This window comes from Cognatiyoonia sp. IB215182 (genome assembly GCF_033963905.1).
Classification (GTDB): Bacteria; Pseudomonadota; Alphaproteobacteria; order Rhodobacterales; family Rhodobacteraceae; genus Yoonia.
Window position 1 is genome coordinate 44,678 of record NZ_JAXBMB010000018.1, and the last position, 16,527, is coordinate 61,204.

Sequence of the window (16,527 nt, forward strand, 5' to 3'; positions counted from 1 at the left end):
AAATGCGTGAAACCTGGCGCTGGTTCGGTGAATTCGACCCGCTTTCACTTACCGAAATCGCGCAGACCGGTACAGCCGGAATCGTCAGCGCATTGCACGCCATTCCTTACGGTAAGGTCTGGCCAGCGGAGAAAATCGCCGACCGCCGGGCAGAGATCGAAGTCGCAGGCTTCACGTGGGATGTGGTCGAAAGCCTCCCGGTGCATGAGGATATCAAGCGCGGCACTGGCCCTTTGTCCCAGCACTTCGATGCCTATCGCGCGTCGCTTGAGAACCTCGCCAGCGCGGGTATCAAAACCGTGTGTTACAACTTCATGCCGATCCTCGACTGGACCCGCACGGATCTTTCGGCACCTTTACCAAGTGGCGGCACCTGTCTGCATTTTTCCGCGGCAAAGATGGCCGTGTTTGAAATCCACATGCTCGGGCGTGAGGCAGCCCGCGAGGCCTATCACCAGGATGCCATCCGCGCGGGCGATATCTGGTTTCTATCCAGCACGGAAGCAGAGCGTGACACGCTTCTTCATGCGGTCATGGCGGGTCTGCCCGGCGCGGTTGATCGATACGACATCAACGGGTTAAAAACGGTTCTGGCAAGTTATGACGGTCTGTCACATGACGACTTGCGCGCGAACCTCAAGCGGTTCCTGGAAGAGGTGATCCCGACGGCCAGCACGCTTGGCATCAATATGTGCATCCATCCCGACGATCCGCCGGGCGAGATTCTGGGGCTGCCGCGCATCGTCTCAACCCAGGATGATATCGGGTGGATCATGCAAGCCGTTGATGACCCTGCGAATGGCCTGACGCTGTGCACTGGCTCGCTTGGGGCGAACCCGTACAATGATCTGCCCGCCATCGCGCGCGCCTTTGGGCACCGGACGCATTTTGCGCATCTGCGCAATGTCACCAAAGACCCGGACGGGTCTTTTACCGAAAGCGGGCATCTTGCGGGCGATGTCGATCTGGTGGCCGTCATTGACGAACTGCTTGAGGCAGAGGCGAACCACGACACGAACATCCCCTTCCGTGCCGATCACGGGCACGCGCTCTTGTCGGATATCGGGCAGACCTTCCAGCCCGGCTATACCCTGATTGGCCGGTTGCGCGGCTTGGCAGAGCTGCGCGGGATCATCGCAGCCCTGTCCTAGCCGCCGATCAGGTTCGGCAGTGTCAAAGAGATCGCCGGGACGAAGGTGATCAGCATAAGTGCCACAAAAATGGCGATGTAGAACGGCCAGATCGTGCGGATGGCCTTTTCCATTGGCAACTTACCGACGGCACATCCGACGAATAGACACGAACCCACCGGCGGCGTGCAAAGCCCCAGCCCAAGGTTCACCAACAGGATCATTCCGAACTGCACGGGGTCCACACCAAGCGCCTGCGCCACCGGCAGAAAGATCGGCGTGCAGATTAGGATCAAAGCCGCCATATCCATGATCATGCCGAGCAGCAGCAGAACCACGTTGATCATCAGCAGGATCAGGATTGGGTTATCGGTGATCCCGGTCAGTAGTGTGACCATCTTTGTCGGCACGCGGTAGTAGGTCAACATGTAGGCAAAGGCCGCCGCACAGGCGATGAGGATCATCACCATCGCTGTCGTCTTGACCGACTGATTGACAGCGGTCTTAAAGTTTTCCCACGTGATTGAGCGGTAAACCAGCAGTGTGACGATGAACGCATAGATCGCGCCAAAGGCCCCAGACTCTGTTACCGTGAACACACCCGACAGCACACCACCCACAATGATCACAGCGGTTAGCAAGCCTGGTATCGCACTGATGAAAGCAAGAAACAGGGCTGTCCATCCAGGGAATTGCTCGGCACTGTAACCACGCTTGATGGCAACGATATAGGCGGCTGCAGCCAGGCAGATGCACATCAGGATGCCCGGTACAACACCAGCGAGAAACAGCTTTGAGATCGAAACGGCGCCGCCTGCGGCGATAGCATAGATGATCATGTTGTGGCTGGGCGGGATGATGATCCCGGCAATCGAAGACGTGACTGTCACGTTGACCGCATAATCAGCGTCATAGCCCTTATCCTTCATCACTGGGATCAGGATTGACCCCAGCGCAGAGATGTCAGCAATAGCAGAGCCTGAGATCCCGCCAAACAACATTGACGACAGGACATTCACAATGCCAAGCCCACCGCGCACTGCACCGACGGCAGCCTGCGCGAACCTGACCAGGCGCACGGCGATACCGCCGTGAAACATCAACTCGCCCGCGAAGATGAAGAAGGGGATCGCCAACAGTGAAAAGACGTTGATCCCCGCGACGATCCGCTGAAAACCGACCATCATGGGCAGGCCTTCGAGCCAGAAGGCCGCGATTGCCGAAATGCCCAAGGCAAAGGCAACTGGTGTTCCGATCACGACACACAAGGCAAACAGGCCCAGAAGTAATGCAAGTCCCATCAATCAGGCCCTATTCGATGCTGTCGGTGCGTGTATCGCGCCCCAGAAGATGCCGCGCGAGGTGCCCAAGCGAAAAAACAAGGATCATCCCCCCGCAAATCGTTAACGGCAAAGACCGCAGACCTTCAGGCCATTGGATCAACGGGATCAGTGAATTCCATTTGAAGAGCGTCAGTTGACCGCCATACCAGAACATCAATCCACCAAAGATCATCAGGAACGTATCGGTCATGATGACCATCACAGACCTGATCTTGCGTGCGGCCATCTTGCGGAAGACCACAACGGAAAGATGGGTGTCTTCATAGACGCCGATCCCTGCACCTAGGAATGCGATCAGCATCACCAGAAGCAGTGAAAGCGGATCAACCCACGTGGGTGTATCGTTCAGGACGTATCGGCCAAACACCTGATAGCCCAGCAAAAGCGTCATGGCGACCAGTGCAACACCGGCCGCGATACGACAGATAAAGACAATCCCGCGAAAGACGCTGTCGATGGGACCAAGCCCAGTATGTGTGTGTGGCAAATCGCTCATCCCTGGCCGCCTTTCGTGCAAGATGACGCCCGGCCAGCCGACCGGGCGTCACGTCAGCAGATTATCCAAAGATCACTCGGTCGCTTGTGCAAGAGCAACCAGTTCGGCCATGTCTGGATTGGCGGCCAGATAGTTTTCATAGACTGGAACCATGGCCTCCTGGAACGGAGTCTTGTCCGCGATCTGATTGATTTTGACACCCGCGGCCTCTACCGCTTCGCGGCTGGCCTGGGTTTGTTCGTTCCATAGTTCGCGCTGAAAGGCAGCGGCTTCTTCGGCTGCAGCGACAACGGCGGCCTGCATGTCGGCTGACAGCGCTTCAAACCTTGCTGTGTTCACGCAGACACATTCAGGGATGATCAGGTGCTCTGACATGGAATAAAAGCCGGCAACCTCATAATGGCCGACAGACTGGAACGACGGCAGATTGTTTTCCGCCCCGTCCACAACACCAGTGCTGAGTGATTGATAGACTTCAGAGAAAGCAATCGGCGTACCATTGCCGCCCATGGCGTTCACCATGCCGGTGAAAAGGTCATTGTTCATCACCCGGATTTTCATGCCCGCCACATCGTTTGGCGTATTGATCGGGCCAGAATTGTTATAGAATGACCGTGCACCCGCATCGAACCACGCAATCGGTAAGAGGTCGGCGTCCCCCATGGCGGTAGAGATTCGCTCTCCGGCCGGGCCGTCCAGGACGCGGAACATGTGGTCAACATCGCGGAAGATGAATGGAAGCGAGACAAGGTTAGCTTCGTTCACGATGGAACCAAGTGGCCCAAGGTTGAAGTTGCCGACGTCGATTGCACCTAGTTGCACCTGTTCAATGGCGTCCGGCTGGGTGCCCAGAACGCCACCATGGAAGACCTCCACATTGACTTCGCCGCCCGTCTTTTCGGCGACCAGTTCGGCGAAAAGGTCCATCGCTGCGGTGTTGGGATGGCCGTCGGAATGGATGTTCCATGCGCGCCAATTCTCGGCCACGGCGGCAGATGCGACAAAGGACAGCGCGGCTGTGGCGCCCACAAGTGCCTTTGAAACGGGTATGTTCATTGTTCTCTCCCTGGGTTCATAATTTGGTGCTTTGCAGCGCATCCAACCCTTCCTCCAAAGTCTGATGCGGCACCTTGCGGCACGTAGGCGCATTACCAACACCCACGCCCTTGACTTATTGGAGACTAGTATCCCAGAATTGTCAAGAGAGTTGTCATCGTGTCATTTTGATGGTGTGAAATACAAGACCGCCGGCCTGTCTGAAAGAAATGGTGCTGACTCAAGTACGCGCCAAACGTCCGGCAAGGAGGGATAAAAGATGTATGACGCATCGCGCGTCAGCGCATCCAAATCGACCGCTGATGTGGTTTTTGAACGGCTGCAAGCTGACATAGTTGCGCTGACGATTCTGCCGGGTGCCAAGATTTCCGAAGCCGATGTGGCGCGCCAATACGGTGTGTCGCGGCAGCCGGTTCGTGACGCCTTTCGCAGGCTCCATAATCTTGATCTCATTGAAATTCGCCCGCAGCGCGCGACGATCATCAGACGGTTTTCGCGGCCCGAGATTGAAAACACGCGCTTTGTCCGGCTCGCGGTCGAGTTGGAAGTTCTGGATCGCGCCTGCGAGATCTGGGATCAGACCCGCGCAGAAAGTCTTGGTAAAAATCTCGCCGCGCAGGCGGATGCATTGGCTGCCGAGGACCTCGCCCGGTTTCACACGCTCGACTATGGTTTCCACGAATGCATCTGCGATTTGACCGGTCTGCCTATGGCGTTCGAAACGATCAGAAGTTGCAAGGGCAAGATTGATCGCCTGTGCCTGCTTAGCCTTTCTGACTACGAAAATGTCGCAGATATTCTGGCGGATCATCGCGCGATTGCTGACGCGCTAGACCGACGCTGCGCAACAGATGCGCGCGAGCTTATCCGGCACCACATCAGTCGCCTGGATACAACAATCGCGGAAATTCATCGGAAGAATGCGGCTTTTTTTCAGTAAGACAACAGGAAGGGCACGCCCATGGCACATGACAAACCCAAAGTTGGAGCTCCGGTTGGCCCATTGACGCTCCCGATGGTCGGGAAAGACCAAAGCTATGTCATTGGCGGGCGCAATGACCGCTGGACGATGCTGTTTGTTTACCGCGGTCGGCACTGTCCGCGGTGCAAAAGGTTCCTGAACAAGCTGAACGCGGCCCTGTCTGACTGGAGGACGCATATGGATGTCGTCGTTGCCTCTGCCGATCCTGCCGACAAAGCCACTGCTGACCGAGACGAACATGGCTGGGCCTTTGATCTTTGCTACGGCATGAATGAAGAACAGATGCGCAATCTTGGGCTTTATGTCTCTGTCCCGCTGTCAGAAGCAGAAACGGATAACATCTTTGCCGAACCCGGCGCTTTCGCGATCCGCCCTGAAGGGACATTGATGCTGGTTGATATCTCAAATGGTCCAGCGGCCCGACCCGACCTTGATGAACTTTTGGATGGGATGATTTTCAACATTACCAACGACAGACCCGTGCGCGGAACGGCATAAGCAGGTCATCACAAGGTTTGACACTACTAGTATACTAGAATATCTTTTACAGGGAGTGGCGCCCTTTACCTGTGTCCCTCGACGAATAAGCGCAGTCTGGGGGACGCGATGCCAAAACTCGACCGTGATCGTCTATTCCCGCTGGACAAGGCGGCGCGGACGTACGCTCGCGAGCTTTATGAAAGCATTGCTGACTTGCCGATTATCAGCCCGCATGGTCATACCGACCCCGCATGGTTTGCGCTGAACGCACCCTTTCCCGATCCTGCGCAGCTATTCGTTACGCCGGATCATTACCTGCTGCGGATGCTTTATTCGCAAGGTGTGCCCTTGGAGGCTCTTGGCATCCCCCGGACAGATGGCGCGCCGGTGGAAAGCGACAGCCGCGTCATCTGGCGCAAGTTCGCCGCGCATTATTACCTTTTCCGCGCGACACCGTCCCACCTTTGGATGGATCACGCATTGGCAGAGGTTTTTGGCGTCACCGAAAATCTGAATGCAGATACGGCGGACGAAATCTACGACCATATCAATGCCTGCCTTGCAGCGCCCGCCTATCGCCCTCGTGCGCTCTTTGATCGCTTCGGGATCGCGGCACTTGCGACAACTGATGCGGCACTTGACTCGCTCGATCACCACCAAACCATCGCAGATGCCGATTGGCCCGCTCGCATTATTCCCACTTACCGCCCCGACGCAGTGGTGGACCCGGATGCATCCGGGTTTATCGAAAATGTCGCAGTGTTGGGAGAGTTGACTGGCCATGATACACAGACATGGAAGGGTTATTTGGATGCGCATCGTGCGCGCCGGGCATTCTTCAAATCACGCGGTGCGACAGCAACCGATCACGGCCATGCAGACCCTACGACAGCCGATCTTGATCCGGGGGTTGCCGCTGCATTGTTCGACAGGATTATCGCTGGTGACAGCTCCGCGGATGATCGTGCCCTTTTCCGTGCACAAATGCTCACCGAGATGGCCGGAATGAGTGTCAACGATGGCCTCGTGATGCAACTCCACCCCGGATCTGACCGGAACCATGCAGCAAGCATTCTAGAGACTTTCGGACCTGACAAGGGGTTCGATATTCCAAAGGCCGTCGATTACACAAACGCACTAAAACCACTCCTGAACAAACACGGGCTAAACCCCGATTTTTCTCTGATTGTTTTCACACTGGACGAAGCGACCTATGCACGCGAACTGGCGCCGCTTGCGGGTGTCTATCCGGCACTGAAACTCGGACCCGCCTGGTGGTTCTTTGACAGCCCCGAAGGCATGCGTCGGTACCGCGAAGCCACAACTGAAACCGCGGGGTTCTACAACACTGCTGGCTTTAACGATGATACCCGCGCTTTTTGCTCTATCCCCGCCCGACACGATGTCGCCCGGCGCGTCGATAGCGCGTATCTCGCCACCCTTGTGGCGACGGGGCGGCTCAGCCGCGCTGATGCCGCTGAAGTGGCGCACGATCTGGCTTATCGGCTCGCCAAGCAGGCCTACAGGCTTTGACCGCGATGTCCGTAGTCCCATTCTCATCCATCTGTTCAAAGGACTTCTCATGATCCTCAAGACCGAAACCCGCTACGGGATTGATCCTGAAACGGCCAAAACCTTCGATACTGACGGCTTACGGCGCCATTTCCACAAGGAAGGGCTGTTTCAAGAAGGCGAAATCAATCTGGTCTATACACATTATGACCGGTTGATCCTCGGGTCTGCAGTGCCTGGCGATGGCAGCCTTGTGCTTGATCACATGGACGAAACCGGCACGCCGGGGTTTCTGGACCGCCGCGAAATGGGCATCCTCAATATTGGTGAGACCGGCACGGTCGAGGTGGGCGGCGATACACACACGCTGAAACCAGGTGAACTCCTGTACATCGGGATGGGTGGCGGACCCGTGACTTTTGCGGGTGATGGCCGGTTCTACATCACGTCATCACCGGCCCATCGCCATTGCCCGACCAAGCTGATCAAGCTGGAAGACGCGCGCCGAGTAGAACTAGGCAGTCGTGACACGGCGAACGAACGGGTGATCATCCAATTCTTGCACCCTGAAGTGTGCGACACATGTCAGCTGCTCATGGGTTACACGCAATTCGCTCCTGGATCACTGTGGAACACGATGCCGGCTCATCTGCATGATCGCCGGATGGAGGCGTATCTCTACTTCGATGTGCCAGAGGATGCCCGCGTGTTTCACTTCATGGGGACGCCGGATGAAACCCGCCACCTTGTCATGGCCAATGAAGAGGTTGTAATTTCACCGCCCTGGTCGATACATTGCGGCGCAGGCACGGCAGCTTACACATTCTGCTGGACGATGGCGGGCGACAATGTCGACTTCGGCGACATGGATATGGTCGCGATGTCCGACCTGCGATGACCGTGGCCCAAAGGCCAATCAGGATCGTGCATCTTGGTCTGGGTGCCTTCTACCGCGCCCATGCCTGCACATATCTGCAAAAGCTGGAAGGTTGGGGCGTTCTGGGCGTCAGCCTTCGCTCTGCTTCTGTCCGGGACGCGATGCGACCGCGCAACTACCGCTACACAGCGGCGGCGCTGACACCTGACGGGATGGATCTGCAGCAGATTGACGTCGTTCAAGACATGCTGGTTGCGCCTGAGGATCCAGTCGCTGTCATTGCAGCCTTGGCTGATCCCGCAGTCTCGCTTGTCACTATGACCGTGACTGAAAAGGGTTATTGCCACGACCCTGCAACGGGAGCACTCAATGCCGGTCATGTCGGGGTAAAATCAGACATTACAAATGTGCTTCCGCAAACCGCTCCGGGATTTCTGGTGCGCGGCTTACAAGCACGACGGACGGCAGGGCTCTCGCCCTTCACGGTACTATCCTGTGACAACCTGCCCACAAACGGCGCCGTTGCGCGCCGGGTCACGATTGAACTTGCCCGTCATGTTGACCCAGACCTTGCAGACTGGATTGCGGCAGAGGTCGCCTTTCCGGCCTCAATGGTGGATCGCATCGTGCCTGCCACGACAGCAGAAGATATCGCACAGATTGCCGCGCTTTCAGGTCAGACTGATGCAGCCCCGGTCGTGCATGAGCCTTTCACACAATGGATCATCTCCGATGAATTGGCCGGCGATCTGCCCGACCTTGCTGCTGTTGGCGCGCAGATCGTACCCGACATTGCGCCCTTTGAGAGGATGAAGCTGCGTATGCTGAACGGTGCGCATTCAGCGGTGGCCTACCTCGGCAGTCTGGCCGGTTTCGAAACGGTGGCTGATGCAGTCGCAGACAACGCAATCGCGCGCTATCTAGACGCACTATGGCACAATGAAATCATCCCAACACTAACGGCTCCATCCGACACGCGCCTTGAAGACTATGCTGGCGCACTCATGTCTCGCTTTGCCAATACTGGAATTCAGCACCAACTGTCACAAATCACCATGGACGGTAGCCAAAAACTGCCGCAGCGCTTTCTGGATACGATCGAAGACAGGTTGGCGCAGGGCGGCAGGATCGATGCCCTGTCACTGGCCCTTGCAGGATGGATTGCCTGCACAGCCAATCAAAGTAATGAGGTAGACCCGATGGCCGCCAAGCTGCGGGATTGTCATACGACTGACCCGCGACAAACGGTGCGCAATATCCTGTCACTATCGGCGATCTTCAAGGATACACTATCTACCCGACTGATAGACCCCCTATCAGATGTCTACACGGAGCTGATCAAGAAAGGTGCACGCGCAATGCTCGCCGCTGTGGTGCGGTGAAACTTTCATCCTCAATGGTTTGCTCCCCAATACAACCGGCTTTTGATACAACTCGCTCCTCGGATCAGTGACAGTTACACTGCCAGGATACCGTCTGTTCGATGAGAGCGAGCCACCAAACAACAGGCTGCGCATAGCATCCTGCAACCCGTAAAAATCGTTTGCAATGTGCGCCTGTCCTGCCAGAGTCTCGCTTTGGGAGGTGCTTGATGGCGCAGCAGACGTTTTCGGCTTCATCAACGAACCTCGTCCAGTGAGAACTCTCCCGTCCAGATTGATTTTGGCCGTTCAGGTCATTCTATGCATTCCACCTTTCTGAATGGAACTCGGCACCATCCGCCCACATGCCGTGAAGCAGGACAGCCAGTTTTCGGGCGACGGCGTCCGTTGGTGTGCATCAAACGCGTTCCCCATAACCTGATCTTCGATCCTGCTATGGTGCGCATGAGCAAGGCGTTTGCGACAACATAGAGTGTTGCCCTCACATCTCGACCCCCAGCTTTCGATATGAGGTGCTCTGGTCCCCGGCGATCCGTAGATAAGAAAGGCATTTCTCGATGAACGTCGGGACCTCGGAGCGAGGTGGTTGGTCTCAGCCCTTGTCGTTCGTGTGATTTCGATCTGCCAAACGTTCGAAGGCGAGGCGTTGAATGAGGGCCGGGATCGTGAATTCCTTTTGGTCGCCAAATTCATCGGCCAACTTTTGGAGCTCACTGAGAGCAGCGTCATCTTGACCTATGGCGTAGTACGTGCGAGCCGCGTCCATAGGTCTCCGACGAAATGCCTTCTGAATCAGCAGTTCAACCGATCTGATTTGGTTCAATTCCTCAACAAGTGCTTTAACAATATACGTGAGCTCTGTGATCAGGTCTGAAATCGGCGTGTCTTCATGGATCTCGAACGCGCCCGGCGTATTCGACAATAGGTCGTCACTCCGAAGACGTGCCCAGAACTCAAAAGTCTTGGGCGACTTTGTGTTCGGTGGATTGTCGAAGTCCAATGGATGCAGGCCAACATTCACAAAGAAACGAAGCTGTTCATGCGAGTTCCACTGAGATCTTTGAATGTTAATGAGGCTATAGAATTCTTCCGTTTGCCGGGTCCAATTGAGAGCCCGTTTCTTGAAACCAGCCTGCTTCAACGGGTTCACAAAAGATGTGCGTACCAGATCGTCGAACTTTTTGTTGAGTTCTTCCATGTGAGTATCTGTTATCCTGACCTACGCGAAGAAGTGTAATTGAAAACAAACCTTGCACAAGTTGCCGACAAAGACTGCTTCAGCTTTGCAAGTTTCGGACAAACCGCCGTAAACTGTCTGTTGTCAGGGCCTTGTAACTACTAGCAACCTATCTTGCGCCGAGATCTGGCTTTTGTCGTATTGAAGCACCGCCTAGCCATTTGAAATGACAGCCAGACCTGCATGCCGGTCAGCCTGAATCGTCACGCGGCCACTTTAGCCTAGTCAATGCCAACAACGCTGCGGCAACAGCCCATGTGCAAATCGGCCCATCCACCACCGCGCGCTCGCCCGTCAGGGCCCCCAGCAATGAGAACGCTACAACAAGAGTTGGCAACCACGTCAGACGTGTGAATTGCCGCGAAAACCCTGCGCGTTGAAAGAGAAACGGAAGGCAAACCGCGAAAAGCGCGACGGGTGCGAAAACAGCAAGATCCTGCAACATGCAATCAAGTTCCCATCTAATTGTCGTCCTACCATCCCCATGATCGTGTGAGCGATGAAGGAAAAGATCAGTAGCCAGACTGCGGCTACATCCAAGTCACCAAGACCGCTGCCTTGCGGCGGAACGCTTTACGCACCTGAGGAAACAATCACAGCGTGAAATGGACCACAGATGAATAGACACATCCTATTAAAACATTGTTTTTTGGTATTTTATTTCAGCGGCTAACCCTGACTAATCTAAGAGCATGCCCGACGATGTGGCGGTGATCTTGTTCTGTCTTCTAGCGCCATTTGTTGTTCGTGCAATGTCTCGGTTCGGGGTTGAGGGTTGGCAACGTGCAAAGGTCAAGCGGTGAGCATTGCTCCAAACCCTTTGGTAAATTCGATTGCTTCGGTGCTGTTCGGCGGCAGCGTGACCTTGGAGGTGGAACATGCCCAACCCACCGGCAGCGAGCAAGGCAGAAACGACTAAGATAGCGTCTGTTTGACGTATTGAGATGAACTGCGGCGGCGGCTTGCGACTGCCAGCCTTAAAAATAGAGCTTTTAGCAGAGAGATAACATGAGCGACATAGGGCGGAAAACAGCATCTGTTTCTTACACCAATAGCGGTGATGGTGATGTAGATGTTTCAAGGCCCTGGATAGGGGCAATGGTTTTAGCTGTATTTGCTGGCTGGAGCTGTGCTTTGGCTGCTTTGGTTCTTGATTTCGCAATTTTACAAGTGCTGGCAGTTTTGGTGATGTCGGGACTTTTTGTTTTTCTACTTGTTTTGGGGTTCAGTGCACTCGCTGGAAGTGAGTGGGTGGTAAGCACTATTTCCAAGCTTCTTCGAAGTGCTCGCGAAATTCTGGAGTTGGGCGTCGGCGTGTGGCGATTTGGGCAGGCCGGATCGTGTCTAGCCATCCGACATCGTTACCACTCCGCCAGGTTGGCAGCAGATATAGCTGAACCGGAATCGGAAGCTCCTACCAAACCGGCTAATTGGATGCAGATTTCGCATGATCAATCGTCTGTTGGTCGTGGTCGTTGCTTCGTTCTGGCTGACACTTCTGTCCCGCAATCCCGGTTGCTTGCGTACGATCTGTCGCAAATTGGTTTCGATGTCGACATGTGTGATGACCCCGAGGCCGTTATGGGTTCGCTTCGGGACAGACCCAATGAGTGTCTTTGGTCTCTTTTGGTTATCGACTTCGATTTTTTCGAGACCGCGATTGGAATGGACGAAGCTATTGACGAACTTCAGTCGCTACGCATGCGTATGAAAAGCTTGAGTGTCATTATTCTGTCGAAAGAAATCCGGCGGGATAGCAATGACACAAGCCGATTGTCCATCGCAGATGTGAGCCTCGTGGCGCCCGTTTCACTCAAACGCCTTCGCAGAGGCATCTGGGATGCACAATCGAACAACATGATTTGGCAGGACCGCGTGCAGGAATCTGTGGATCCATCATTTCAATCGTTGGCACACGGATCATGAACCACACGAAAGGAGGCTCAATGTGGCGTCCTCATCCCATTCGTGAGTGGGCAGCATCCCCCAAGTGTAGCCATTCACGTAACGCGGATTTGAGGACGCCTCATAAGGCCATACTACCGAAACCACGCGTGGTAATCAGCCAGACGCTCCTTCGATGAAACGAAAGTCTCTTGACTAGCTCAATCCAAGAATGCGTGGTGGCTGCTATTCAATGACGGTAGAAGTGTCTTCGGGGCGTGTATAAATCCGTTGGGTCGCTCTGACTTCGCGCTTTTTGCAGGCGGATTTCCTCCGTAGTTTGATGCGCTTGAGAAAAGTTGTTGAGCCATCTGCTGCGTACTCAGTCTGCAAAAGGGGTAGGCGGACTGTCAGCCAACAGCGACAGAGTTTCAGTGACCTGCTAGCGCCAGCACAGCAGCCCCACGGTCTCTGCTGTCTTTGCGTCAAGATACCAATCCAGTTTCCAAACAAGTCATAGAATTGCAAAAACGACGCAGGGAAACACGACAAACAAAAAGGCATGGTATATCAACCAAAAACCCCTCAATAACAAAGGTGGTCATAACATCGTCACCTTCTCCACAAGAACATTACTAAAACATAGATCACTAAGCATACCAAAACAGCATTACCAACCACAAAAAATATCTGAGACACGCCAAGTAGTTCCATGGACATCACCGCCCGCTATGCATTTGTAAAGTAAAGATGACAAAAACCGACGCAGAAGGGAAACTATCGTTCAATATAATTTTCAAATGGAAAGCACATATCTGGCGGATGCCCAACAAACTCCAAACACGTAGAGTTTCGTCTGAAGATCGACCGAGAGTGTTCTTTTAGAGTTCCTGCGTGCGAAACGATCCCAAAGCGAGATGATCACCAACCGCATTACCATAAAACGGAGAATATGTGTCTATGTTGAATTCGTCACCGTCTGAACCTGCGTAACGGCAGCTTGGCGCGCATTGTTGTTGTCAGCCTTCGCGGCGCGCCGGGAGACTTGACCTGAACATCGTGATCGTAGCGCCTTGTCCGTGCCTGCGTGGGTTGACCAAGAACGCTCACACAAGGCTATGCCTGCGGACGACTTTCACCACACTAATAGGGACCGATCATCTGGCGATTGTTACAGCTCAGTGGACGAGTCAGCCGCCGCCATATAAAACTCAACACCATTCGGCTCCTGGCGCAGTCTCATAATAGTCTCTTTGACTTCCTCAAACGCATCTTCATCTAATTGTGGGTCATCCCTGTCCCACAATACAACTCCAGTGAGAAAAACCGCGCGATCCATGCAGATCCGAACAACAAGATCGCGGCTTTCACCTACATCACTGGCGACTTCAGTTGCACTCCAAGTCTTTTTTGGCATGTCGTCCTACGTCATTTATCTCAGTTTTGAGGCAATATGGCATGGATTCCTTTCAAGCAGGTTTATGCCCCGCTTAGCAACTTCGCTGAAGTCGTGCCCGAGTTACGACGACATATTGTTGAAGCTTTGCGCAGTCCGTGAAGCTTTCGAACCAAGGTCACTCACTCGCGCCACTGTGCTTAAAGTCCTGACAAGATCTATAATTTGGTTGTTGATATGTGCAGCCGAAGTAAGGAGTTGTACTCCAGATACTCTACCTTGTTCTTCAAGCGTCCTTTTTCTTTGTACTCAGCGTGCAGAGGGTTTCTCTTATGTGCAGTAATCCGTTCGGCATCCCGCTGAAGACTAGATTGCTTTGTGTTTCTCTGTGAAACCTAACCTGGCTTTTCGCATTCGGTGCAGATGGGGTGCAAAACCTATGCATCTGAGGGGGTTGTCTTGGAATTCTAGAACGAGGGGTAAAAGAGATGTCGTCACATCAGAGGAATGCAAGAACTCAAACGTCTCCGAGTCCTTCAAATTCATCGAGATCGGGTAAGAAGGCATTTGATATTGAATCGGACTCTTCGGAACGGAGCCTCTCTCGATCTGCTGCGGTTACAACAGCGGAAAAAGCTGGCGGGCCCAAAGGCAGGAAGTTTCATCACTTTCGCGACGTATTAAGCATACTCGACAGCTATGAAACGATCATTTTTGACCTGGGCGGCGTAATTCTAGATTGGGACTCGATCCATACGACCTCGGTGTCAGGAGGAGTGAGCGACGTGAACACTCTGCTGTATCACCCTATCTGGCGAGATCTGGAGCAGGGATATATTAGCAGAAGCCTCGCACTGACGTTACTTAGCGGAGAGTTGCAGACACCCTATAATAAACTTAAGCAAATCCTCGATCTGAGCGTTGCCAGTTTGCGAGAAAATAAAACGGTGGTGGCGTTATTGAAAGCCTTGCGTCAGCAGAACAAGAAAATAATCTGCCTATCAAATATTGATAGGGAGTCATTTTCAATCCTCTATAATAAGTTTGGGTTCTGGACTTACTTCGATAGTGTTTATACGTCCGCGCTATTACAAGATAGAAAGCCAAATGGAAGCGCCTTTCAACACGTCATTTCCGATTCCTCCATACAAACCGAGAGCGTGATAGTTGTCGATGACAAAGCGGAAAATTTGGAGCAGGCAGAACAACTTGGTCTGAGCACCCTCAAGTACTCCAACAACAGGTTCACTTATAAGGCTGTCACAGGTGGGAGTTTAACGAAGCAAGTAAGTTTCACCTCTGTGTACGAAAACAAGAGGAAGTTGGGGTATTCGTATCTGAACAGACGTTTGCGAAAATTTCCACTTTGCAGAAGCTTTGTCGGTAGTGATGTTGAGTTGATTGCCTGTACTGATTTCTCGAAGGAAATATTCTCAACAGCTGTTATTCTACACTCGTTGTCCTCGTTGCCCGACGATATCGTGAGGGCGATGTCGCAGGAAATCCTCAGACATGATGGCAAGAATAGGCTTCGCTGGTGCTTTTACAAGAACGAAGTACGTCCATCGGGGTTTCCAGACGACCTGGACACGACGTCAATGATCTTATCGTTCCTGATCAAGAACAACGAGATAAGAAGGCGTGAGGCGCTTTCTTTGGCCGAGGATATGATTGATAACAGGAATGAGAATGGCGTTATTCAGGTATATTTTGACGATGATCGACCCAGAGTAGACGCTATTGTAGCTACAAATGTGTTGTATTTTTTGAACCAAATGGGGTTAGGAAGTAGAAAGGAGTTGGCGGAGACAGAAGATTTTGTCTTGGAATTTTTGACTCGCGACCTATTCCTTGAAGGTACACGATATTATCCAGCTCCGGACGTATTTCTGTTTTTTTTGTCGAGACTGATTGTCGATTTCCCCGGTAGATTTGACAGGTTCTTGCGGCCGCTGACAGAACGGCTTATTTCACGCGTTGACCTGACTCCTTACGCCCTCGAACGAGCAATGAGAGTCATTGCGATGAAAAACTTGGGAGTTGTCAATCGTGTGGATTTTTTGAAGTTAATGGATAGTCAGTTGGGGGACGGCGGCTGGCCAATGTACGGGCTGTTTATTGCTCCAACATCCAACACTTACTTTGGAAGTAGAGAGCTTTGTTCATCTTTCGCCCTCGAGGCAATGAATTTGATGAGCTAGATGGTCGTCAATAAACTGCGCAAATGCAAATACTTGGGATTCAAGCCGCGTCGGAGTTTGCCCGTTATTGCTTGCGGGTTTGTTTGCAATCTGCGTCGCTGTTGCTGGTTTCCGAATGTCCATGATTGTCACATGGCGAGATTATCAAGACAGACGAACACTACAAAGCCTCGCTATGACAGAGGTTGAAGAGGCATGTTCCAATCTCGCAACGCCATTCTCTCTTCTTCTTTGTGAACGTGGCCGAGTTTCCAAAAACTTTGCCGGTTGGCCCACTTTGAGAGGTGCTGCCAGATGTTTTCTTGGTTGGGTTTCCGTGCAGGTTATTCAGTAAACATCATTGGAGGCACCGAGCGCCACTAGATATTGTCGGGCCAACCCAAGGCGAGGAGGATAGCGGCGGTCCGCGAACTTCTTTCGGTTTAGTTTCTGGGAGTGGCTCTTTGAACTCTTTCTCCGGTCGCATGATATGCACCTCCGACAACAAGTGTCTTAGCCCCCTAAAACTGTGCCACAGTTGGCTTAGTGTTGGAGGCAGGATTGATGGCGCG

At 53.4% G+C, this 16,527-nt stretch carries 13 protein-coding genes; 8 read left to right on the forward strand and 5 right to left on the reverse strand.

Translation table 11 applies throughout. The annotated features are described in order from the left end of the window. The first annotated feature begins 2 nt into the window (after positions 1–2). Positions 3–1,151 (forward strand): mannonate dehydratase, encoded by a 1,149-nt coding sequence (gene uxuA / locus SLH47_RS23560; protein ID WP_320243225.1) that lies wholly within the window; start codon positions 3–5, stop codon positions 1,149–1,151. On the opposite strand, the gene SLH47_RS23565 is transcribed toward uxuA, so the two are convergent. The 3 genes from SLH47_RS23565 to SLH47_RS23575 all read right to left on the reverse strand — a co-directional run bounded on the left by SLH47_RS23565 (position 1,148) and on the right by SLH47_RS23575 (position 4,025). Then, the gene (locus SLH47_RS23565; protein WP_320243226.1) at positions 1,148–2,431 is read right to left on the reverse strand and encodes a TRAP transporter large permease; all 1,284 of its coding nucleotides are present in this window, start codon (positions 2,429–2,431) and stop codon (positions 1,148–1,150) included. The genes uxuA and SLH47_RS23565 overlap by 4 nt on opposite strands. A 10-nt stretch (positions 2,432–2,441) precedes the next feature. Beyond that, positions 2,442–2,969, reverse strand: coding sequence for a TRAP transporter small permease (locus SLH47_RS23570; RefSeq protein ID WP_320243228.1), 528 nt, complete (start codon positions 2,967–2,969; stop codon positions 2,442–2,444). A 72-nt stretch (positions 2,970–3,041) separates the two neighbouring features. Continuing rightward, complete coding sequence (locus SLH47_RS23575) at positions 3,042–4,025, reverse strand: TRAP transporter substrate-binding protein (protein WP_320243230.1); 984 nt, start codon at positions 4,023–4,025, stop codon at positions 3,042–3,044. Between the two features lie 259 nt (positions 4,026–4,284). Between SLH47_RS23575 and SLH47_RS23580 the strand changes: the two genes are divergently transcribed. From SLH47_RS23580 to SLH47_RS23600, 5 genes are all read left to right on the forward strand, one after another. Continuing rightward, positions 4,285–4,965, forward strand: a complete 681-nt coding sequence (locus tag SLH47_RS23580; RefSeq protein WP_320243232.1) for a GntR family transcriptional regulator — start codon at positions 4,285–4,287, stop codon at positions 4,963–4,965. 21 nt (positions 4,966–4,986) lie between these two features. Beyond that, on the forward strand, positions 4,987–5,505 hold the full coding sequence (locus SLH47_RS23585) for a redoxin domain-containing protein (protein ID WP_320243233.1): 519 nt from the start codon (positions 4,987–4,989) through the stop codon (positions 5,503–5,505). Between the two features lie 108 nt (positions 5,506–5,613). After that, entirely contained in the window at positions 5,614–7,020 is a 1,407-nt protein-coding gene (gene uxaC / locus SLH47_RS23590) for a glucuronate isomerase (RefSeq protein WP_320243235.1), read from the forward strand. Positions 7,021–7,072: 52 nt separating this feature from the next. After that, on the forward strand, positions 7,073–7,897 hold the full coding sequence (gene kduI, locus SLH47_RS23595) for a 5-dehydro-4-deoxy-D-glucuronate isomerase (protein ID WP_320243249.1): 825 nt from the start codon (positions 7,073–7,075) through the stop codon (positions 7,895–7,897). Further along, positions 7,894–9,258, forward strand: coding sequence for a mannitol dehydrogenase family protein (locus SLH47_RS23600; protein ID WP_320243237.1), 1,365 nt, complete (start codon positions 7,894–7,896; stop codon positions 9,256–9,258). Before kduI ends, SLH47_RS23600 begins: the two co-directional genes overlap by 4 nt. 592 nt (positions 9,259–9,850) lie before the next feature. Here the strand turns inward: SLH47_RS23600 and SLH47_RS23605 are convergent. Beyond that, on the reverse strand, positions 9,851–10,456 hold the full coding sequence (locus SLH47_RS23605) for a DUF4304 domain-containing protein (protein ID WP_320243239.1): 606 nt from the start codon (positions 10,454–10,456) through the stop codon (positions 9,851–9,853). A 1,047-nt stretch (positions 10,457–11,503) separates the two neighbouring features. On the opposite strand from SLH47_RS23605, the gene SLH47_RS23610 reads away from it, so the two are divergent. Continuing rightward, complete coding sequence (locus SLH47_RS23610) at positions 11,504–12,421, forward strand: hypothetical protein (protein WP_320243241.1); 918 nt, start codon at positions 11,504–11,506, stop codon at positions 12,419–12,421. Between the two features lie 1,129 nt (positions 12,422–13,550). Here SLH47_RS23610 and SLH47_RS23615 read toward each other — a convergent pair. Further along, on the reverse strand, positions 13,551–13,796 hold the full coding sequence (locus tag SLH47_RS23615) for a hypothetical protein (RefSeq protein WP_320243243.1): 246 nt from the start codon (positions 13,794–13,796) through the stop codon (positions 13,551–13,553). Positions 13,797–14,263: 467 nt separating this feature from the next. Here SLH47_RS23615 and SLH47_RS23620 point away from each other — a divergent pair, with 467 nt between their 5' ends. Beyond that, the gene (locus SLH47_RS23620) at positions 14,264–15,976 is read left to right on the forward strand and encodes an HAD-IA family hydrolase (RefSeq protein ID WP_320243245.1); all 1,713 of its coding nucleotides are present in this window, start codon (positions 14,264–14,266) and stop codon (positions 15,974–15,976) included. The last annotated feature ends 551 nt before the right edge of the window (positions 15,977–16,527 follow it).

Bases quoted from the DNA above. Each gene is read 5' to 3' on its own strand.
- uxuA (WP_320243225.1), top strand. From the start codon at position 3: ATGCGTGAAACCTGGCGCTGGTTCGGTGAATTCGACCCGCTTTCACTT.
- SLH47_RS23565 (WP_320243226.1), bottom strand. From the start codon at position 2,431: ATGGGACTTGCATTACTTCTGGGCCTGTTTGCCTTGTGTGTCGTGATC.
- SLH47_RS23570 (WP_320243228.1), bottom strand. From the start codon at position 2,969: ATGAGCGATTTGCCACACACACATACTGGGCTTGGTCCCATCGACAGC.
- SLH47_RS23575 (WP_320243230.1), bottom strand. From the start codon at position 4,025: ATGAACATACCCGTTTCAAAGGCACTTGTGGGCGCCACAGCCGCGCTG.
- SLH47_RS23580 (WP_320243232.1), top strand. From the start codon at position 4,285: ATGTATGACGCATCGCGCGTCAGCGCATCCAAATCGACCGCTGATGTG.
- SLH47_RS23585 (WP_320243233.1), top strand. From the start codon at position 4,987: ATGGCACATGACAAACCCAAAGTTGGAGCTCCGGTTGGCCCATTGACG.
- uxaC (WP_320243235.1), top strand. From the start codon at position 5,614: ATGCCAAAACTCGACCGTGATCGTCTATTCCCGCTGGACAAGGCGGCG.
- SLH47_RS23600 (WP_320243237.1), top strand. From the start codon at position 7,894: ATGACCGTGGCCCAAAGGCCAATCAGGATCGTGCATCTTGGTCTGGGT.
- SLH47_RS23605 (WP_320243239.1), bottom strand. From the start codon at position 10,456: ATGGAAGAACTCAACAAAAAGTTCGACGATCTGGTACGCACATCTTTT.
- SLH47_RS23610 (WP_320243241.1), top strand. From the start codon at position 11,504: ATGAGCGACATAGGGCGGAAAACAGCATCTGTTTCTTACACCAATAGC.
- SLH47_RS23615 (WP_320243243.1), bottom strand. From the start codon at position 13,796: ATGCCAAAAAAGACTTGGAGTGCAACTGAAGTCGCCAGTGATGTAGGT.
- SLH47_RS23620 (WP_320243245.1), top strand. From the start codon at position 14,264: ATGTCGTCACATCAGAGGAATGCAAGAACTCAAACGTCTCCGAGTCCT.